This window comes from Sphingomonas bisphenolicum, from assembly GCF_024349785.1.
Taxonomy (GTDB): Bacteria; Pseudomonadota; Alphaproteobacteria; order Sphingomonadales; family Sphingomonadaceae; genus Sphingobium; species Sphingobium bisphenolicum.
This window is the reverse complement of sequence record NZ_AP018817.1, coordinates 1,568,295-1,587,865: the sequence shown is the minus strand read 5'-3', so window position 1 is coordinate 1,587,865 and position 19,571 is coordinate 1,568,295. Positions and strand designations below refer to the sequence as shown.

The following is a 19,571-nucleotide window of genomic DNA, read 5'->3' as shown; positions in this document are numbered from 1 at the left end:
GCTTGCCGTATCCGCAACCTGCGAAGAATGGGGAGCGGCATATCCATGCCGCTCCCCATCCATTTGCGCGCCGCGCCGCGCTGCGGTAGAGCGCGTCCATGTCCACGACCTTCACGCTCGACACCGCGACCAGCCGCGCCAACCCCACGCCCGCGCCGATGAAGCGCCTGACCGTGCCCGCCATCCAGCGGCGCAAGTTCGAGGGGAAGACGCAGGAACCGCTGGTCATGCTGACCGCCTATACCGCGCGCCAGGCGCAGTTGCTCGACCCGCATTGCGACATGCTGCTGGTCGGCGATTCGCTGGGCCAGGTGATTTACGGCCTGCCCTCCACCCTCGCCGTCACGCTCGACATGATGATCGCCCATGGCGCGGCGGTCGTGCGCGGCAGCTATCACAGCGTCGTGCTGGTCGACATGCCGTTCGGCAGCTATGAATCCTCGCCCCAACAGGCCTTCGCCAGCGCCAGCCGGATAATGGCGGAAACCGGCTGCGCCGCCGTCAAGCTGGAGGGCGGCGAGGCGATGGCGGACACGATTTCCTTCCTCAGCCAGCGCGGCATCCCGGTGATGGCGCATATCGGCCTGACGCCGCAGGCCGTGAACGCACTGGGCGGCTATGGCGCGCGCGGCAAGAGCCAGCAGGAACATGCCAAGATCATGGCCGACGCCCGCGCCGTGGCGCAGGCCGGTGCCTTCGCCATGGTGCTGGAAGGGGTGATGGAGGAACTGGCCGTCGCCATCACCGACAGCGTCGACGTGCCGGTGATCGGCATCGGCGCATCGGCCCATTGCGACGGGCAGGTGCTGGTGACCGAAGACATGCTGGGCATGTTCGATCGCGTCCCGCGCTTCGTGAAACGTTACGAGAATATCGCGGAAACCATCGACGGCGCGGCGGCCCGCTACGCCGCCGAAGTGCGGACACGCGGCTTTCCTACCGACGATCAGGTGTATCGCCCTAAAATCTAATTGGCCAAAATTTGATTTGCCTGTGGCATAAGCGTCGCTATTGATCGCGCCTTCTGCCCATAGTTTCTGATCCATTTCTCGGAGAATCCCGTGGCCCTGACGCCGCAAAATAGCCAAGCCTTCATGCGCGAGGTGGACGAAGCCGTCCGACAGGACCAGCTTCTGGGCTTCTGGCAGCGCTATGGGCGCTGGATTCTGGTCGCCGTCGTACTGGGCCTGGCCGCCTTTGGCGGCTGGCTCTACTGGCAGCATTATAGCAAGATACAGTCGGAAGCGGTGTCGGAGCAGATGGACACGGTGCTGACGGCGGCGGCCGGCGGCGGCACGCCCGACGCCAAGCAGCTCGATGCACTGACGAAGGCCGACCAGCCGGGCTACCGCGCGTCCGCCCTGCTGGCGCAGGCCGGCGTCGCGTCGCGCAAGGGCGACGCCAAGGCTGCGACCGCCCTCTACGCCGCCATGGCCGCGGATACCAAGCTGGACCAGCCCTATCGCGACCTGGCGCTGATCCGCCAGACCGCGCTGGAGTTCGATACGCTCAAGCCCCACCAGGTGGTCGACCGGCTAAAGCCGCTGGCCGTCGAGGGCGCGCCCTGGTTCGGCAGCGCCGGTGAACTGGTGGCGATCGCCTATATGAAGATGGGCAAGACCGACCTGGCCGGCCCGATCTTCGCCGCGATGGCCAAGGACGCCAATGTGCCGCAGTCGATCCGTTCACGCGCGCGACAGATGGCAGGATTAATGGGTATCGACGCGGTCGAGATTCCGGCCGAGCCGAGCGAAGGATGACCGAGCGGATGGGAATGACGAGCATGAAAGCATTCGCGCCGATGGGCCGCATGGTAACGATGGCGGCGATGGTCGCCCTGCTCGCGGGCTGCGGCATCGTCGGCGGCAAGAAGGGCGGACCCAAGACGCCGGTCGTCGGCAACCGCACGTCGATCCTGAGCAACGAACAGGGTGTCGAGGTCGAACCCAGCCTGGCCGATGTGCAGGTCACCCTGCCCGCCCCTTATGTCAACGATAGCTGGTCGCAGCCGGGCGGCGACCCGTCCAAGGCGATGGGCCATGTCTCGCTGGGCGGTTCGCCCTCGCAGGTCTGGACCGCTTCGATCGAGGGCAGCTCGCCCCAGGCGCGGCTGGCCGCCTCCCCCGTCGTGGCGGGCGGCAAGCTGTTCGTGACAGACGCAGGCGCGCATGTCATCGCCTTCGACGCCGCCAGCGGCGCAAAATTGTGGCAGACCAACCTGCCCTCCGAAGGCAAGGGCAATGGCCGCGTGCTGTTCGGCGGCGGCGTCAGCGTCCTGGGCGACCGGGTATTCGCCAGCACCGGCTTCGGCGACGTCTTCGCGCTGAATGTCGCCGATGGCGCGATCGTCTGGAAGAAGCATCTGTCCGGCCCGCTGCGCGGCGCGCCGACGCTGGAAAACGGTCATGTCTATGTGATGGGCCAGGACAATCAGGTGTTCGCGCTCAACCAGTCGGACGGCGAAACCCAGTGGACCGATAGCGGCACCTTGCAGGTTACCGGCATTTTCGGCGTCGCGGCCCCCGCCGCCGCGCAGGGAACCGTGATCGCCGGCTATAGTTCGGGCGAAATCAATGCCTATCGCTATGAAAATGGGCGCACGCTGTGGGGCGACGCCCTCTCGCGGACCAGCATCTCGACCGCCGTGGCCTCGTTGACCGACATCGATGCTGATCCGGTGATCGACCGTGGCCGCGTCTTTGCGATCGGCCAGGGCGGCCGCATGGCCTCTTATGAACTGACCAGCGGCCAGCGCCTGTGGGAAATCAATATTGCGGGCATCTCGACCCCGGCCGTGGTCGGCGAATGGGTGTTCGCGGTGACCAGCGACGCCCGGCTGCTCTGCGTCGCGCGCGCCACCGGCAAGATCCGCTGGGTCAGCCAGCTCCGCCGCTGGCAGAAGGAAAAGAAGAAGGACAAGGCGATCCGCTGGACCGGCCCGGTGCTGGCCGGCGGCCGCCTGATCGTCGTGTCGACACGCGGCGAGATGGTCTATGTCGATCCCGCCACCGGATCGGTGCAATCGACGGTCGATGTGGGGCGCTCCATGTCGCTGTCGCCGATCGTCGCCAACAACATACTCTATCTGCTGGCGGATGACGGGAAGTTGACGGCGTACCGTTAAGCCGGGAAAATATGCTAAGCGTGCTCCCGCGCAGGCGGGGGTCCAGTTCCTCCGTCTGGACTGGCCCCCGCCTGCGCGGGAGTATCGCGTTTATCGATTATTGAATTTTGGAAGGAACGGGCCTCCATGTTGCCCACAGTAGCCATTGTCGGGCGTCCCAATGTGGGCAAGTCCACACTCTTCAACCGTCTGGTCGGCAAGAAGCTGGCGCTGGTCGATGACCAGCCCGGCGTGACGCGCGACCGGCGCGAGGGCGAGGCGCATCTGCTGGGCCTCGACTTCACGATCGTCGATACCGCCGGTTATGAGGATGAGGATGCCAATACCCTGCCCGGCCGGATGCGGATGCAGACCGAAGCGGCGGTGGAAAATTGCGACGTCGCCCTGTTCATGATCGACGCGCGCGCTGGCATCACCCCGCTGGACGAGGAAATCGCCCGCTGGCTGCGCGCCAACGACGCGCCTGTCATATTGGTCGCGAACAAGGCCGAGGGCAAGGCGGCGGATGACGGCGTCATGGAATCGTTCAGCCTTGGCCTGGGTGAGCCTGTCCCTTTTTCCGCCGAACATGGCCAGGGCCTGGCTGACCTGTTCCAGGCGCTGCTCCCCCACCTGGAGCGGGAGGGCGACGAGCCGCACGAAAAGGAATTTTACGAGGATGACGAGAGCGCCCCGCTCAAGCTCGCCATCGTCGGCCGCCCCAATGCGGGCAAATCCACGCTCATCAACCGGCTGCTGGGCGAAAACCGCCTGCTGACCGGGCCGGAAGCGGGCATCACCCGCGACAGCATCGCCGTCGACTGGATGTGGACCAGCCGCGACGGGCTGGAACGCCCCGTCCGCCTGATCGACACGGCGGGGATGCGCAAGCGGGCCAAGGTGCAGGAAAAGCTGGAAAAGCTGGCCGTTTCCGACGGCATCAACGCGGTGAACTTCGCCGAAGTCGTCGTGCTGATGATCGATTCCACCCGCGGGCTGGAGGCGCAGGATCTGCGCATCGCCGACCGGGTGCTGGAGGAAGGCCGCGCCCTCGTCGTCGCACTCAACAAATGGGATACGGTCGAACATGGTTCGGCGCTCTACCAAGGCATAAAGAAGGCGCTGGACGAAGGCCTGGCGCAGGTGCGCGGCGTGCCGATCATGACCATTTCCGGGGCTACTGGAAAGGGTCTGGACGACCTGATCCACGTCGCCTTCGAAACGCGCACCGCCTGGTCGCAGCGCGTATCAACCGGCGTCCTCAACCGCTGGTTCGAAACCGCGCTGGAGGCCAACCCGCCGCCCGCGCCGGGCGGCAAGCGGATCAAGCTGCGCTATATCACCCAGAACAAGACCCGTCCGCCGACCTTCGTGCTGTTCGGCACCCGGCTGGACGACCTGCCCGAAAGCTATCGCCGCTATCTGGTAAACGGCATCCGCCGGGAACTGGGTTTCGGCGCGGTGCCGGTGCGCCTGACGCTGCGCAGCCAGAAGAACCCCTACGCGACCAAATAGAGCGATGGCGGCCGATCCCGTTCCCGTGAACGCCAGAGGCATGAAATGTCCCTGGCCCGCGTTACGCGCCGCGCGGGCGATGCGCGACGCCGGTGCGATCGTGATCGAAGCGGACGACCCGATCGCCGCCGCCGAGTTGGAGGCGCTCGCCCAGGCGCAGGGCTGGACCTTCGCGGCGCTGGGCGAGCATCGGTTCGCCCTATCCCGGACCGAGTGATTATCCTCCACAATGGGTGGCTTTCCGCCACGCTTTAACCTGCTGTTTACGCGCCGCGTCTATTTTGGCTTCGCTAGAATGAAGGAGCGGCGTGGGTGTCCTATCAAGATACCGAACTGGTCAGTTGGAGCGAATTTACGCGGACCCGCAGCGAGCTGGGCACCGCTTTTCTTCGTATCCTGGGCTATTTCCGGGAAGATGGCGCCAAATCCATCGGCGCCATCGAAGAGGCATTCCGCGCCCGCAACGCCGCCGCGCTGGTCACGCCCGCCCATACGCTCAAGGGCGAATCGGCGCAGTTCGGCGCCTATCGCCTGAGCGCCATGGCCGAAGAGATCGAGATGGTCGCCCGCCGCTGCGTGGAAACGCATGAAGGCCCGGACGAGTTGATCGAGGTCGTCGTCGCGCTACGTCCCTGCTTTACCGAGACGATGGCGCTGCTCGATCGCGACGCCAACCCGCTGGTCGCTCGCCGGCCCGCCACCTTCAGCCGCCGCGCCGAAGCGCCCGCACAGGGATTTGGCCGGGCGGTCTGAGTTGGAGCCTGGCGCCGCATTGTCGAGCCATTGATCGCAAACGGTCGCCTTGGCTATATTATAAGTCTTGAAGTAAAACCGACCATGCCCCCATATGGCGGACATGACCCGTTTTTCCCTGCTCGACCTCGTCCCCGTTCGTGAAGGCGACACCGTCGCCACGGCGCTCGCCCACGCCGCGGATCTTGCCGCCCATGCCGAAAGGCTTGGCTATCACCGGCTTTGGGTCGCCGAACATCACGGCATGGCGGGCATCGCATCCGCCGCGACGGCGGTCGTACTGGCGCATATCGGCCAGGCGACATCGACCATCCGCATCGGCGCGGGCGGCATCATGCTGCCCAATCACGCCCCGCTGGTGATCGCGGAGCAGTTCGGCACGCTCGATGCGCTCTTTCCCGGCCGCATCGATCTGGGCCTGGGCCGCGCGCCCGGTTCTGACCAGCGGGTGGCCCAGGCGATCCGCCGAAACCTGTCGGGCGGAGCAGACCAGTTCCCGCGCGACATAATGGAGCTACAGGCCTATTTCGGCGAGGACGAGCGGCTCAGCATCCAGGCGACGCCGGGCGCGGGCGCAGATGTGTCGATCTGGATACTCGGCTCCAGCCTCTATGGCGCGCAACTCGCCGCCATGCTCGGCCTGCCCTATGCCTTCGCGTCCCATTTCGCTCCCGCCGCGCTGGACGAAGCGATCGCCATTTATCGCCGCGACTTCCGCCCGTCGGCCCATCTCAAATATCCCTATGTGATGGCGGGCTATAATGTCTTCGCTGCGGACACGGCGGAGGAAGCGCATTTGCTTGCCAGCTCGATGCAGCAGTCCTTCGTGCGGCTGCGCACCGGCCAGCCGGGTAAGCTGCAACCGCCGGTGCCGGGCTATTATGCCGATCTGCCCGGTCAGGCCCAGGCGATGCTGTCCGATGTGCTGAGCGTCTCCAGCATCGGCACGCAGGCGGATGTGGAACGCGACATCGCCGCCTTCCTGCGCCGGACACAGGTCGATGAGTTGATCCTGACGGGCCAGATTTTCGACCCGGCCGCGCGCAAGCACAGCTTCGCCATCGCCATGGCGGCGGCTCAGACGGTCACGACCCGGGAAACCGCCTGAGGCTCCGGCCGCTTCAACCGCCCACCGCTGAGCAGCGCCGCCGTGCCGGGCGCGACACGGCGCAATCCCGCGCCGATCGCCACTGTCGCGCCCAGCACCATGACAGGCTGCAGGATCAGGTAGAAGGGATAGAAGGGCGTGCCCATCTTCCCGAAAAGCCCGCCCAGCACCGGCCCCAGCAGCCAGATCAGGATCAGGTGGGCGCAGAAGAGGAAGAACATATAAGGCTCGATCCGCAGCAGCATGGGCCGCGCCGGGCTGTCCGCCAGCGCCCAGGCCAGCCGCCAGAAAGCCACCGCCGCCGCCACCCGCAGCGTCAGGTCGAGCGCCCGCTGCGCCACTGGCCAGGCGTCGTCGCCGACGGTCACGGCATGATAGAGTTGCACCGCCATGAGCAAGGCGAATGGCACCGCCATCAGCAGCATCGGCCTGCTCGCTACGCGCTCGGCCCAGCCACCGCGCTGCGCCAATATGCCCAGCGTGAAGAAGACGAGGATCGACGCCCGCATCAGCACCGGTGGGCCGAAGCCGGCGATGTGGCACCCCGCCGCCACCGCTGCGACCAGCCCCAGCGACCAGTTCGGCATCCGCACCAGCAAGGGCGCAGCGACCATGCACAGGAACAGGTCGCGCAGAAACGGCATTTGCACGTTGATGTCCGGGTTGCGGGTCAGGATGAATATCTCATCGATCGCCCACCATCCCGATTGCGGCATCGGCGCCGACAGGCCCAGCCGCCAGGCGGCGCCCGACACCAGAATGATGGCGATGATGTTCCAAAGCACCATGGGCAGCAGGATGGTGCGCGCCTTGCGCCGCACATGCCTGCCCCAATCGCGCGTCGTCTGCGATCGGGCAACCAGCCAGCCGGAGATCAGGCCCAGCAGCGGCACCGCGCTGCGGCCGAACAATTCCATCAGCAGCCAGCGCAGATTATCCTGGCCGCTGCCACGCAGCGCCTTGAGCGCCTCGCCATTCAGGCCGGTCCAGGCATGAACATAGACCACACCCAATATACAGATGACGCGGGCGATCGCGATCGCGGCGGAGCGACGTGCTCCATCTGTTCGGCCATCTCTCTTGGGAATATCGGACACGCGGCCATCCTGATTGTTTGCTAAACCCAATGCCCGAAGTTGATCCATGTTCCTGTGCCGCGCTGCAACTGGTCCAGATCGGACCCCGGTTCAACGTCTCTTAACCTTGAAGCTTCACCCTAAAGCGGGGCTTTGCCAGCCATGAAGCGGTGGAAGCTAAGCCAATCTTTACCTCTTTTGCCTAGAAGCATCCTGTTAACCGGAAGCCATTCCGGTCCGAGGGACGACAAAGGCTCATGACCCATATGCCGGGCGCACAACATTTTTCATCCCCCGCGACGCCCGTGCATCTCGCTTCGGTCCAGTCCATGGGAATGGTGTTCCAGATCGCCGGGTCCAGTTCCAAGGTGCTGATCGACGCGCAGCGCCTGGCGCTGCTGGAGCAGGATGAAGACCCCTGCACCGCCATGGCAGGCCAGGTCGGCAGCCAGGTGAAGATGCGCGTCGGCAATAGCTGGCTGGTCGCCAGCGTCCGTGCGATGACATTGGACCAGGCGAGCAAGGGCATCGTCGCCGACATCGATTTCCTGGGCGAAGGCGATGAGGAAAAACTGACCGGCCGCATCTACCGCTTCCGCCGCGGCGTCACCCGCTATCCGACCCCCGGCACCGACATCTTCCCGGTGTCGAGCCACGACATGCAGCAAATCTACGCCGCGGACGACCGGGCGAATGTGGAGATCGGCACCGTCTACCCCACCACGGACACGCGCGCGGCCCTCTATGTCGATTCGATGCTGGGCAAGCATTTCGCGCTGCTGGGGTCCACCGGTACGGGTAAGTCGACCAGCGCCGCCCTGATCCTGCACCGCATCTGCGACCTGTCGCCGCAGGGGCATATCGTGATGATCGATCCGCACGGCGAATATGGCGCAGCCTTCGCCAGCAACGGCGCGGTGTTCGACGTCAGCAACCTGGCCCTGCCCTATTGGCTGATGAATTTCGAGGAGCATTGCGAAGTGTTCGTCACGTCGTCCGGCTCCGAACGTACGGTCGACAGCGACATTCTCGCCAAATGCCTGCTGGCCGCGCGGATGAAGAACCGGCTGGCGGAAAGCATCGGCCGCCTGACGGTGGATTCGCCGATCCCCTATCTGTTGTCCGACCTCACCACCATCCTCCAGAATGAGATGGGCAAGCTCGACAAGGGCACCAATTCGCTGCCCTATATGCGTCTCAAGACCAAGATCGAGGAGATCAAGGCCGACCCGCGCTACAGCTTCATGTTCTCCGGCATGTTGGTCGCCGACACGATGCAGGCGTTCCTCGCCAAGATTTTCCGCCTGCCGTCCGACGGCAAGCCCATCTCGATCATCGACGTGTCCGCCATGCCGTCCGACATCACCTCGACCGTCGTGTCGGTGCTGTCGCGGCTGGTGTTCGACTATGCCATCTGGGCGCGCGACGAGCCGCAGCGGCCCATCCTGCTGGTGTGTGAGGAAGCGCATCGCTATATCCCCAACACGACAACCGGGTCGGGACAGGCGGTGCGCAAGATATTGGAGCGGATCGCCAAGGAAGGCCGCAAATACGGCATTTCGCTGGGCCTCATCACCCAGCGTCCGTCCGACCTTGCCGAAGGCGTGCTGTCGCAATGCGGCACGATCATTTCGATGCGCCTCAACAACGATCGCGACCAGGCCTTCGTCAAGGCCGCCATGCCCGAAGGCGCGCGCGGTTTCCTCGATTCGATTCCCGCCCTGCGCAACCGGGAGGCGATCATCTGCGGCGAGGGCGTCGCGGTGCCGATCCGCGTCGCGCTCGACAATCTGGAAGAGCATCGCCGCCCCGCATCGGGCGACCCTAGCTTCACCGAATTGTGGCGTCAGGCCGGCAGCGAGTCCGACATATTGGAACGCACCATCACCCGCTGGCGCAACCAGGGGCGCTAACGCCCGCCGTCAACCCGCCGGCGCGATCCGGCCGGCCGGTTCGGCATCGCTGTTCACCGTCTCACGGCATTGTTCCTCATGCACCGGCACCAGCAGGCGCGTCGTGCGCCATGCGCCGCGCGCATAGACCGCCCATGCCAGCAGCAGCGCCACCGCCGATCCTGCCGGGAAACTCAGCCAAAGCGCGTCCGCGCCCCAGTGCGGATAGCCTAGCTCGTAAAACCCAAGACGCACGCCGAACAGGGTGAAGCACAGGATGACCAAAGGCGCGACCACCACGCCATTGGCGCGCATCACGCCGAACAGGATCATGGTGCAGCCGAACATCATGAAGCTCCAGCTCGCCAGCAACTGCATGTTCCACGCCGCGTCGATCGCCGCCTGGTTGCTGCCCAAAAATAGCGACAGCAATAGTTCGTGGAAAAGCAGGATGATGACGATCATCGCGCCAGTGATCGCCAGCAGATAACCGATGCCATAGCCGGTAATGCGGCTGATCCGGTCCCAGCGCCCTGCACCGATATTCTGCGCCGCCATGGCGCTGACCGCCGCGCCCATGGCCATGGCGGGCATCTGGAGATAGGTCCAGATCTGCTGCGCCGCGCCATAGGCCGCCGTCACCAGCAGGCCTTCGCGATTGACCAGCCCGATCATCACCAGGCCCGACGCGGACATGACGATCATCTGCAACCCCATGGGCAGCCCCTTGCCCACCAGCACGCGCATCTGGTCGGCGGCGGGCCAGAGATAGGCCAGTTCCTTGCCCCGCAGCCGCAGCGGCAAATCCTTGGCATAGGTGAAGGCGACCAGCCCGATCAGGCTGACGAAGCCCGCCGCCGCCGTCGCCGCCGCCGACCCGGCGATGCCGAAGGCCGGGATCGGCCCCAGCCCCAGGATCAGCACCGGATTGAGGATCAGGTCGACCGCGACGCTGACGATCATGAAGATGAGCGGCGTGCGTGCATCCCCCGCGCCGCGCAGCCCCATCATCATCATGACGCTGAGCAGGGTCGCGGGCATGGCGATGAAGATGACGCGCAGATAGACCAGCGCGAGGTCGAACGCCTCCGCCGGCGTCGCCAGCAGGCGCAGCAGTGCCGGCGCGCCGATCCAGCCCGCCAGAGCGACGCCCAGCCCCAGCATCGAACAGAAGCCGACCGCAGACCCGAAGGCGTGCCGGGCCGCGTCCAGATCGCGGGCGCCGACAGCCTGCGCGATCATCACGGTCGATGCCATGCCGAAGCCGAACACCACCGAGAACATCAGGAACATGATGATATTGGCGTTGGCCGTCGCCGCCAGCGCCTGCGCGCCCAGGAAGCGCCCGACCCAGATCGCATTGATCGATCCGTTCAGGGACTGGAGAATATTCGACGCCAGCGTGGGAATGGCGAACATCAGCAGGGTCGATGCGATCGGCCCCTGCGTCAGGTCTTTTGCGCCCGGTCTGCTCGCTGCCACTCGCCTGTCCCCATTCAAAACCGCGCGCCTGTGTGGCACCCTATGCCCCCGTTCGGGCTGAGCTTGTCGAAGCCCTTCTCTTTCTTGCAGAAAGAACGGAGTTTCGACAAGCAGCCTGCGCATGATAGCGGCGCTTATGCCGGTTTATCCGGGCCGTTTTACCCCAGCCGCTCCAGCGCCGCCTTCAACCGTTCCGCCTCGGCCGTCTTCTCGGCATGGTCCTCGCGCGCCTTGGCGACGGCTTCGGGCTTGGCCTTCTCGACGAAACTGGCGTTGGACAGGCGACCGCCCAGACCATCCCGCTCCTTCTCCGCCGCCGCCAGCGCCTTGGCGAGGCGGGTCTTTTCCGCCGCGATGTCGATCACGCCTGCCAGCGGCAGGATGAAAGTCGCCTCGTCCACCACGATCTGCGCCGCGCCGCCCGCCGGCGGTTCGCCGAAGGTCAGGCTTTCGACGCGACCAAGGCGGGCCAGCGCCACGCCCTGACGGTCGAGCCTGCGATGGGTTTCCTCCGCTGCGTCGCGCACTACCATCGGCAGCTTCGCGCCGGGCGGCACGTTGAGTTCGGTCCGCGCGGTGCGGATCGCGCTCACCAGCCGGATCAGCCAGTCGATCTCGGCCTGCGCATCGGTGTCGACAGCGGCCAGCGCCTGCGGCCATTGCGCGACGATCAGGGCGTTCGCGCGGTTGCCCGTCAAATGCCATAACTCTTCGGTTATGAACGGCATGAAGGGATGCAGCATCACCAATATCTGGTCGAACGCCCAGCCCGCGACGGCGCGCGTCTCATCGTCCATCGCGCCTTTCGTCAATTCGATATACCAGTCGCAAAACTGGTCCCAGACGAAGTGATAGATGGCGTTGGCGGCTGCATCGAACCGCAGTTCGGCCAGCGCCGTGTCGATCGCCTGTACGGTCGCGACCGTCTCCGCGATGATCCAGCGGTTGACCGGCAGAGCGGCGGCGGGCGCCTCATGGCTGGTCGATGCGGTGACGCCGTTCGACTGGAGGAAGCGCGCCGCATTCCACAGCTTGGTCGCGAAGTTGCGATAGCCCTCGACCCGCTTCTCATCCATCTTCACGTCGCGGCCCTGGCTCTCCATCGCCGCCATGAAGAAACGCAGCGCGTCTGCGCCGAACCTGTCGATCAGGCCCAGCGGATCGACCACATTGCCCTTGGACTTGGACATTTTCTGCCCGTCGGCCGCGCGGACCAGACCGTGGAGATAGAGCTTCTTCCATGGGGCCTCGCCCATGAACTCCATCCCCTGCATCGCCATGCGGGCGTCCCAGAAGAACAGGATGTCGAAGCCGGAAATCAGCAGATCATTGGGATAATGGCGCGACAGCTTGTCGCTCTGCTCCGGCCAGCCCAGCGTGCCGAAGGGCCAGAGCGCAGAGGAGAACCATGTGTCTAGGACGTCGGGATCGCGATAAAGGGCAATCCTATTTGCATTCTCGTCGGCCAATTTTTGATTGCCGCTGATTGCAGTGTCGCGCTCCAGATATTCCTCTTCGTCACCTACGATGACGAACTCTGCCGCCTCGCCATAATATTCTTTGAGTTGAGCACGAAGATCGTCTTCATCTAACGCGACAAACGGAACGTCTTCGGTTGACCAAGAAATGTCAGCAATTTCATTATCAAACCCTCTTTTCGGCCCAAACCAAGCCGGAATCTGATGCCCCCACCAGAGCTGACGCGACACGCACCAGGGCTGGATATTCTCCATCCAGTTGAAGAAGGTCTTTTCCCATGTCTTGGGCACGATCTCGATCGCGCCGTCGCGCACCGCCTGCATCGGCGCCACGGCCAGCTTTTCGGCATCGACATACCATTGGTCGGTCAGCCAGGGTTCGATCACGACGTTGGAGCGATCCCCGAACGGCGTCTGGATCGTGCGCGGCTCGAAATCGGCTTCGACCGGCTCGCCTTCCTTGTCCTTGGTGACGTGCGGAACCAGCAGGCCCAGCGCCTTCATCTCCGCGACCACCGCTTCGCGCGCCCCGTCCACGCCATCGCGCTTGAAACGGTGCAGCCCCAGGAAGCGATCGGGGATCAGGCCGTCGGCGGTCTGGACGACATTGGCGTCGGCATCGAACATGTTGAGCATCTCGCCGGCCTTGAAGCCCGCGCGCTTGCCCACGTCGAAGTCGTTGAAATCATGGCCCGGCGTGATCTTGACCGCGCCGGACCCCAGCGCCGGATCGGCATGTTCGTCGGGCACGATCTTGAACCGGCGGCCCGTAATCGGCTGGAGAATCTCCTTGCCGATGACCGCCTTGTAGCGCTCGTCATCGGGATGCACCGCGACCGCCATATCGGCCAGCATCGTTTCCGGCCGCGTCGTCGCGACAACGATATGGTCGCTGCCGTCCGCCAGCGTGACGCCATCGGCCAGCGGATAGCGGAAGCGCCAGAAGCCGCCCTTCGTCTCGACCGTCTCGACCTCCAGGTCCGAAATGGCCGAGCGGAAATGCGGGTCCCAGTTCACCAGCCGCTTGTCGCGGTAGAGCAGGCCGCGCTTGTGCAGTTCCACGAAGGTCTTCACGACCGCCTTCGAGAATCCCTCGTCCATGGTGAAGCGTTCGTTCGCCCAGTCCATGGAACAGCCCAGCCGCCGCAACTGGCCGGTGATGGTGCCGCCGCTTTCGGCCTTCCATTCCCACACCTTCGCGACGAATTCGTCGCGCGTGAAGTCGGTCCGCTTCTGCTGCTGGGCGTTGAGTTGCCGCTCGACCACCATCTGCGTCGCGATGCCCGCATGGTCGGTGCCGACCACCCACAAGGCATCCTTGCCGCGCAACCGTTCGTAGCGGATCACGATATCCTGCAACGTATTGTCGAGCGCATGGCCGATATGCAGGCTCCCCGTCACATTCGGCGGCGGGTTCACGATGGTGAAGGGCGTCGCGTCCGGCCGTTCGGGGCGGAACAGGCCGTTCGCCTCCCAATGGGCGTACCAGCGGGATTCGATATCGGCGGGGTCGAAGGTTTTGGGCAATTCGGTCATGGGAAGGCGCCTTAATATGCCTTCCCATACCATTCCAGCGCTTTTACCGCTTGGTCCACCGGTCGAGCCAGCCCAGCGCCTCGCCATACCATTGCAGCGAGTTTTTCGGCTTCAAGACCCAATGATTTTCGTCCGGGAAGACCAGCAGTTTGGACGGAATATCGCGACGCTGGAGCGCGGTGAAGGCGGCCAGCCCCTGCGTATAGGGAATGCGGAAATCCTTCTCGCCCGTCACCACCAGCATCGGCGTCTTCCACGCGGCGACATGGTTGACAGGATTCCATTTCTCGAATTCTTCCGGCTTTTCATAATAGGGGCCGCCATGTTCCCATTCGTCGAACCACAATTCCTCGGTCTCATAGGCCATGGCGCGGGCGTCGAACACGCCGTCATGCTGGACGATGCACTTGAACCCGTCGGCCCATTGGCCCTCGATCCAGTTCATCATGTAGCCGCCATAGCTGGCCCCCAGCGCGCAGGCATTGCCGGCATCGACCTCGGCATCCTTCGCCGCGGCGGCGGCGAGACCCAGTTTCAGGTCTTCGAGCGGCTTGCCGCCCCAATCCTTGTTGATGGCGTCGGTGAAGGCCTGGCCATATCCCGTACTCCCATGGAAATCGACGATCACCGCGGCATAGCCATGGGCCGCGAACGCCTTGGGGTTCCAGCGATAGGACCATGAATCGTTGAAGCTGCCCTGCGGCCCGCCATGGACGAGGAAGGCGACGGGCAGCTTATTGACCGTGCCGCTGGCCGACGGATTCAGCGGCTTGACGATCTGCCCCCAGACGGTGTCGCCGTTGGCGCCCTTGAAGCTGAAGCGCTCGACCGACACGTCATCGACACCCGCCAGCCTGGCCGCATTGACGCTGGTCAGCCGCACCGGCTTGCCCTTTGCAGGCATCTTCCAGAAATCGGCGGGCGACTGGATGCTGTCCAGCGCATAGACGAAGCCGCCCTGGGGCAGCGGCACGACGCTGCCGGCATGACCCTTCTGCGTCAGCCGCACCACCTTGCCCGACGCCGCATCAACCCGGAACACCGGATTGTCGAGCACGTCATTGGCGGTGACGAGCAGCCCCTTGCCATTGGCTTCCCAGGCGATCGACGCAACCGACCGGTCCCAGCCCTCGGTCAGCGCCTTCGTCTCGCCGCTGGCGATGTTGCGCAGCATCAATACCTGCCGGTCGGCTTCATAGGTCGGGCGCTTCATCGCGACATAGGCCAGCCACCGGCCGTCCGGCGACACGGTGGGCAGCGTGTCGGTCGCGTCATTGGCATCGGTCAGGTTGACCGGCGCGGCACTGCCGTCCGCCGCAACCGAGAAGATGTCGAGATTGGTCGACAGCGGCTCGATCGGATTCTTTGGCCGCCCCGCCTCGCGCAGCGCGAAGAAGAGCGTGTTGCCGTCCTTGCTCCAGGCGATTTCCTCCGCGCCGCCGAATGGCTTGGACGGGCTGTCGCCGACCAGCGCGCCCATCACCGACACGGCCGGGCCGCCCGCGACCGGCATCACGAAAATCTGCGACCGTTGGCCATCGGACCATGTATCCCAATGGCGCACGAACAACTGGTCGTAGATGCGTCCGCTGCCGGCCTCCTGGGGGGCATCGGGCTTCACGACTTCGATCGTCTTCGCGCCGACCGGGCGGTCGGCCCAAAGCGCGACCTTGCTGCCGTCGGGGCTAAGCAGAAAACCGGCAATGCCGCCGGGCGCCTTGCTGATCTGCACCGGGTCGCCGCCGCTTAGCGCCACCCGCCACAACTGGTCGTCGCCGCTGGCGTTCGACTGGAAATAGAGCGACGACCCGTCGGGCGAGAAGACCGGCACCGTCTCATTCTTGTCAGGCTTCGACGCGATCAGCCTGGGCGTCTGCCCCGCCTTGCTGATGTCGAGCAGATAGAGGTCCATGCGCCCCTTATTGCCGGCCAGATCGGTACTGCGCTGCTGATAGGCAAGCCATTTGCCGTCCGGCGACACGGTCGGCGCGGCGATGCGGTCCAGCGTCACCATATCAGCGGGCGTAAAGGGCCGGCCAAGCGCAGGCGCCGTCGCCAGGGCCATCAACCCAAGCCCGGCAAGCAGAAGATTTTTCATGAAAAAGCACCCTCGGATCGGATCGCGACGCGCGGCCCATCGCCGCGGCGTCGTCAGGATGCGAGGGGTCTAGACCTGTGCAAAGGCCATCGCAAGCACAGCCTCAGCGGCCGGTGATACGCGCGATTTCCTTGGCGACCATCTCTTCGACCAGAGCTGGCAGGCGCTGGTCCAGCCAGTCCTTGAGCATCGGCTTGAGCATCGAGCGGACCAGTCCGTCGAGCGTATTGTCCTGCCCGTCCTTGGGCGCGACCAGCATGGACGAGAGGGCAGAGAGCGAATGGCGCGCGGCGACTTCGCTTTCGACCGACAGGATCGAGTCGTCGCCGGGCACGCTCGCGCCTACGGCTGCGGCAGCTTTGGGAGCAGGCATGCTATTCTCCTCCGCGACCTCGTCGGTCAGTTCCAGCACTTCTTCGACCGCAACGGGCACCGGCGCCGCAGCCGCCTTGGCTTCGCCCCGTGTACGACGGGGCGCGGCCTGCACCGCGTCCTCGCCTTCTTCGGCGATGATCCGCTTGATGGACGAGAGTATCTCTTCCATCGAGGGTTCCTTGGTCATGTCACCCATGGATAGTCCCCGTCCAAAATCCATTGCGCATCCTTAAGCTCCAAGATTACCCGGCCGGGTTAACAAGCGGTTAAGGCTGCTGCGAAGCGCGCTCGACATTGGCGTTTTGCGCGGGCGTGTCAACGGTCCGCGTGGCGACGGGCGTCGGCTTGGGATCAAAGCTCCAGTCCAGCCACTTGCCCTTCACCCGTTCATAATTGACCATCGGGTCATAGAGGGTGCCGCTGTCCAGGCCCAGATCGTCGGCCTCGGCATGGCCCATCGCCGCGATCACGCTGAAACCCGCGACATAGGCGTTGCGCTGCGCCGTCACGAGCTGGACCTTGGCGTTCAGCGCTTCCTGTTCGGCGTTGAGGATATCCAGGATGGTCCGGCTGCCGACCGAATTTTCCGCCTGCACGCCTTCCAGCGACAGATTAGCGGCCTCGACCGCTTTCCGATTCGACTCGATACTTTCCAGCGACGCCTGCCAGCTCGCATAGGCCGCCCGCGTCTGGGAAATGACGCTGCGTTCCACCTCGATCTCGCGCTCGATCGCCTGCGATTCGAGCGCCTGATTCTGGCGCACCTGCGCAGCGGGCCGTCCGCCCTGGTACAAGGGAATGGTCAGCTGGACGCCTGCCGACGCCTGCTTGTTGATCTGCGGCCCTTCCACGCTATTGCCATCGGCATCCAACGCGGTTCCGCCCAGCGTATGCAGATAATTGGTATAGCCCGCCGTGGTGAAGCCCGACAGCGTCGGCAGCCGCCCAGCGCGCGCCACCTTCACGTCATAGCTTGCGGCGATCCTGTTCTTCTTGGCCGCCAATATGTCCGGATTGTCGTTCAGCGCGACCTGGACCGCGGCGACCGGCGTGGCGGGAAGGCCCGGCAGCGCGGGCGGCGGCTCCAGCGCATCGGGGGCGTCCCCCACCAGCGCGATATAATTTTCACGGCTGGCGATCAGATTGGATTCCGCTATCTGCAGGTCGGACCGCGCCAGCGCCAGGCGCGATTGCGACTGGGCGACGTCGGTGCGGGTCAGGTCGCCGACTTCGAACCGGTCGTTGGTCGCCTGGAGATTGACCTCCAGCGCCCGCACGTTGGACTGGTTGAACGACACGATCGCGCTGTCGCGGATCACATCCATATAGGCGCCGACGGTCTGCGAAAAAATGCTGGCTTCGGTTCCACGCAAATTGGCCTGCCCGGCCTCCACGCGCACCTTGGCCGCCTTCACCCCGTTGCGCACCGCACCGCCCGAATAGATCGGCACGTTCAACTGCGCCTGCGCATTCACCGTCCGTTGCGGAGAAGTGAAGCTGATCGTGGGCTTGAGGATGCTTTCGGAAAAACTGCCCGTCACGTCGACGCCGGGCCGGCCCGCCGCTTTCTGGATCGGCACATTCTCGTCGGTCGCACGCTGGCCCGCGCGTGCGCCGGTCAGCGTCGGGTTGGACGCATAGGCCTTGGCCAGCGCGCCTTGCAGCGTCTCCGCCTGCGCGCCGCTGGTCAGGGCGGAGGACAGCAACAGCAAAGCGGCTGCGGCATGATGCCGATAAAAGGTGCGCTTCGCCGTCATCTGTCCCCGCCCATCATTTTCAGAACACAAATCCCTTGGGCGCGCCGAAACCGGGCAACACCACCATTTCGATATCGGCAAGGCTGCTCAGGCCCAGCACTCCCGCAACCACCCGGCCGCCGCACAGGCGCGTAACGCCGCGATCGACGATCCCCGTCACCACGCGGGCGTCCTCGGCAAGCTGCTGAACGAGCGCCGCGGGAACTTCCTCCACCGCGCCGTCGATGAAAAGCAGGTCATAGGGCGCACCATCGGCGGCGCCGGCGTTGAGCGCGCCGCGCTCGACGGTCACGCCGGGCAGCGCGATCGCCGGACCGCCTTCTTCCTCGACCGCCGTCACCTGTGCGCCCAGTTCGGACAGCAGCGCCGCTGCATAGCCGGTCGCCGCGCCGATCAGCAGCACCTTGTCGCCCGGCGCGACCTGCGCTTCATTGAGCAGCCGCCCCGTCACCAGCGGCGGATTGAGCGAACGCCCCCCGGCCAGCGGAATGGGACGGTCGATATAGGCCATGGCACGGCGTTGCGCGGGCACGAAATCCTCGCGCGGCACCTTCGCCATCGCAGCGATAACCCGCTGGTCGCCGACGTCGCTGGTGCGCAACTGGCTTTCGACCATAGCGGCCCGCATCGAAGAATAATTCTGCTCGGTCACGATAGTTCCTCGCTTGGCACAACTGTATTGGCAATGCAATACACTAAGGGGATCATCGGACCTCTAAATCAGCGGGCGGCCCGCGCCAAGCGGCTTTGCGCGACGGTCGGCAAGAATCTTGAGGCGCCTGCGCCATCCCCCGCTTGACTTTGCGTTCAAAGCCGCACATTTGCGGCCACCCACCAGCGGATGGCCCGATGGCGGAGTGGTTACGCAGAGGACTGCAAATCCTTGCACGCCGGTTCGATTCCGGCTCGGGCCTCCATCGCCAAACAATTGATTTTCAAGATTAAAATTCAATTGTTGGCGCCATTGTCAGGCGGCCATCTGCTCCCTGTGCAACCCGCGGGCAGTGTCATCCCATGGGCATATGGCCCGAACCGGCAACACCGCTAAAAATGCAGAAACCGCACCGAGATTCGTTCAGGCGTCGCGCGGCACCTGTCCGATGGCCCTCTTCCACCATCACCTGCACGCCGGCCGTCATTTCCGACTGCAATCGACCAGTCTCCACGTCGTGGATTTGAATAGTCCATATGGCGGCGGCTTGCGGAGCCTCTTTCAACAGCGCCATGCACTTCGGAGTCGGATCACTAGCAATCGACGCACAACTGGTCCATTCATACGCGGCCCAACGAAAATCGAATTGCTGGCGATGCGAATTATTATGGACGCCCCGGAGTTGTCGGGCAGCGATATGCGGCCGCAAAAAACCGCTTCCCGTCAAGCCGGCTTGTCGGCAAACC

At 64.7% G+C, this 19,571-nt stretch carries 16 protein-coding genes and 1 tRNA gene; 9 read left to right on the top strand and 8 right to left on the bottom strand.

From position 1 onward, the window contains the following. Positions 1 to 98 precede the first annotated feature (98 nt). From panB to SBA_RS07875, 7 genes are all read left to right on the top strand, one after another. Positions 99 to 971 carry a 3-methyl-2-oxobutanoate hydroxymethyltransferase gene (panB, locus tag SBA_RS07905; RefSeq protein ID WP_261936467.1) on the top strand — a complete coding sequence of 291 codons (873 nt, stop codon included), beginning with the start codon at positions 99 to 101 and terminating at the stop codon, positions 969 to 971. 90 nt (positions 972 to 1,061) lie between these two features. Next, positions 1,062 to 1,760 (top strand): tetratricopeptide repeat protein, encoded by a 699-nt coding sequence (locus tag SBA_RS07900; RefSeq protein ID WP_261936466.1) that lies wholly within the window; start codon positions 1,062 to 1,064, stop codon positions 1,758 to 1,760. Next, positions 1,757 to 3,124: an outer membrane protein assembly factor BamB family protein gene (locus SBA_RS07895; protein ID WP_390902404.1), complete on the top strand. Its 1,368-nt coding sequence runs from the start codon at positions 1,757 to 1,759 to the stop codon at positions 3,122 to 3,124. Before SBA_RS07900 ends, SBA_RS07895 begins: the two co-directional genes overlap by 4 nt. Positions 3,125 to 3,250: 126 nt before the next feature. Beyond that, positions 3,251 to 4,618, top strand: a complete 1,368-nt coding sequence (der, locus tag SBA_RS07890; protein ID WP_224547747.1) for a ribosome biogenesis GTPase Der — start codon at positions 3,251 to 3,253, stop codon at positions 4,616 to 4,618. 40 nt (positions 4,619 to 4,658) lie between these two features. Next, positions 4,659 to 4,835 carry a sulfurtransferase TusA family protein gene (locus SBA_RS07885; protein ID WP_390902403.1) on the top strand — a complete coding sequence of 59 codons (177 nt, stop codon included), beginning with the start codon at positions 4,659 to 4,661 and terminating at the stop codon, positions 4,833 to 4,835. Positions 4,836 to 4,930: 95 nt separating this feature from the next. Next, the gene (locus tag SBA_RS07880; protein ID WP_261936463.1) at positions 4,931 to 5,371 is read left to right on the top strand and encodes an Hpt domain-containing protein; all 441 of its coding nucleotides are present in this window, start codon (positions 4,931 to 4,933) and stop codon (positions 5,369 to 5,371) included. Positions 5,372 to 5,474: 103 nt separating this feature from the next. Next, on the top strand, positions 5,475 to 6,479 hold the full coding sequence (locus SBA_RS07875; protein ID WP_261936462.1) for an LLM class flavin-dependent oxidoreductase: 1,005 nt from the start codon (positions 5,475 to 5,477) through the stop codon (positions 6,477 to 6,479). Here the strand turns inward: SBA_RS07875 and SBA_RS07870 are convergent. Beyond that, positions 6,449 to 7,624 (bottom strand): acyltransferase family protein, encoded by a 1,176-nt coding sequence (locus SBA_RS07870; protein WP_390902402.1) that lies wholly within the window; start codon positions 7,622 to 7,624, stop codon positions 6,449 to 6,451. The two genes, SBA_RS07875 and SBA_RS07870, sit on opposite strands and share 31 nt — an antisense overlap. A 188-nt stretch (positions 7,625 to 7,812) precedes the next feature. On the opposite strand from SBA_RS07870, the gene SBA_RS07865 reads away from it, so the two are divergent. Next, complete coding sequence (locus tag SBA_RS07865; RefSeq protein WP_224547754.1) at positions 7,813 to 9,468, top strand: ATP-binding protein; 1,656 nt, start codon at positions 7,813 to 7,815, stop codon at positions 9,466 to 9,468. A 9-nt stretch (positions 9,469 to 9,477) separates the two neighbouring features. Here SBA_RS07865 and SBA_RS07860 read toward each other — a convergent pair whose 3' ends face one another. From SBA_RS07860 to SBA_RS07835, 6 genes are all read right to left on the bottom strand, one after another. Next, positions 9,478 to 10,929 (bottom strand): MATE family efflux transporter, encoded by a 1,452-nt coding sequence (locus SBA_RS07860; RefSeq protein ID WP_261936460.1) that lies wholly within the window; start codon positions 10,927 to 10,929, stop codon positions 9,478 to 9,480. A gap of 158 nt (positions 10,930 to 11,087) precedes the next feature. Then, complete coding sequence (locus tag SBA_RS07855; protein WP_261936459.1) at positions 11,088 to 13,943, bottom strand: valine--tRNA ligase; 2,856 nt, start codon at positions 13,941 to 13,943, stop codon at positions 11,088 to 11,090. A 43-nt stretch (positions 13,944 to 13,986) separates the two neighbouring features. Further along, positions 13,987 to 16,041, bottom strand: coding sequence for a S9 family peptidase (locus SBA_RS07850; RefSeq protein ID WP_261936458.1), 2,055 nt, complete (start codon positions 16,039 to 16,041; stop codon positions 13,987 to 13,989). A 103-nt stretch (positions 16,042 to 16,144) separates the two neighbouring features. After that, positions 16,145 to 16,612: a DUF2497 domain-containing protein gene (locus SBA_RS07845; protein WP_261936457.1), complete on the bottom strand. Its 468-nt coding sequence runs from the start codon at positions 16,610 to 16,612 to the stop codon at positions 16,145 to 16,147. A gap of 70 nt (positions 16,613 to 16,682) precedes the next feature. Further along, the gene (locus SBA_RS07840) at positions 16,683 to 18,173 is read right to left on the bottom strand and encodes a TolC family outer membrane protein (RefSeq protein ID WP_261936456.1); all 1,491 of its coding nucleotides are present in this window, start codon (positions 18,171 to 18,173) and stop codon (positions 16,683 to 16,685) included. Between the two features lie 19 nt (positions 18,174 to 18,192). Continuing rightward, positions 18,193 to 18,825 (bottom strand): protein-L-isoaspartate O-methyltransferase family protein, encoded by a 633-nt coding sequence (locus SBA_RS07835; RefSeq protein ID WP_261936455.1) that lies wholly within the window; start codon positions 18,823 to 18,825, stop codon positions 18,193 to 18,195. 191 nt (positions 18,826 to 19,016) lie between these two features. On the opposite strand from SBA_RS07835, the gene SBA_RS07830 reads away from it, so the two are divergent. Then, positions 19,017 to 19,090: transfer RNA gene (locus SBA_RS07830), tRNA-Cys, on the top strand. 90 nt (positions 19,091 to 19,180) lie between these two features. Here the strand turns inward: SBA_RS07830 and SBA_RS07825 are convergent. Then, a complete protein-coding gene (locus SBA_RS07825; RefSeq protein WP_261936454.1) occupies positions 19,181 to 19,399 on the bottom strand; it encodes a hypothetical protein in 219 nt (72 codons plus the stop codon). Positions 19,400 to 19,571 lie beyond the last annotated feature (172 nt).

Excerpts from the sequence above, each read along its gene's own strand:
- panB (WP_261936467.1), top strand. The coding sequence starts at position 99 with ATGTCCACGACCTTCACGCTCGACACCGCGACCAGCCGCGCCAACCCC.
- SBA_RS07895 (WP_390902404.1), top strand. The coding sequence starts at position 1,757 with ATGACCGAGCGGATGGGAATGACGAGCATGAAAGCATTCGCGCCGATG.
- der (WP_224547747.1), top strand. The coding sequence starts at position 3,251 with ATGTTGCCCACAGTAGCCATTGTCGGGCGTCCCAATGTGGGCAAGTCC.
- SBA_RS07885 (WP_390902403.1), top strand. The coding sequence starts at position 4,659 with ATGAAATGTCCCTGGCCCGCGTTACGCGCCGCGCGGGCGATGCGCGAC.
- SBA_RS07875 (WP_261936462.1), top strand. The coding sequence starts at position 5,475 with ATGACCCGTTTTTCCCTGCTCGACCTCGTCCCCGTTCGTGAAGGCGAC.
- SBA_RS07870 (WP_390902402.1), bottom strand. The coding sequence starts at position 7,624 with ATGGATCAACTTCGGGCATTGGGTTTAGCAAACAATCAGGATGGCCGC.
- SBA_RS07865 (WP_224547754.1), top strand. The coding sequence starts at position 7,813 with ATGACCCATATGCCGGGCGCACAACATTTTTCATCCCCCGCGACGCCC.
- SBA_RS07855 (WP_261936459.1), bottom strand. The coding sequence starts at position 13,943 with ATGACCGAATTGCCCAAAACCTTCGACCCCGCCGATATCGAATCCCGC.
- SBA_RS07850 (WP_261936458.1), bottom strand. The coding sequence starts at position 16,041 with ATGAAAAATCTTCTGCTTGCCGGGCTTGGGTTGATGGCCCTGGCGACG.
- SBA_RS07845 (WP_261936457.1), bottom strand. The coding sequence starts at position 16,612 with ATGGGTGACATGACCAAGGAACCCTCGATGGAAGAGATACTCTCGTCC.
- SBA_RS07840 (WP_261936456.1), bottom strand. The coding sequence starts at position 18,173 with ATGACGGCGAAGCGCACCTTTTATCGGCATCATGCCGCAGCCGCTTTG.
- SBA_RS07825 (WP_261936454.1), bottom strand. The coding sequence starts at position 19,399 with ATGGCGCTGTTGAAAGAGGCTCCGCAAGCCGCCGCCATATGGACTATT.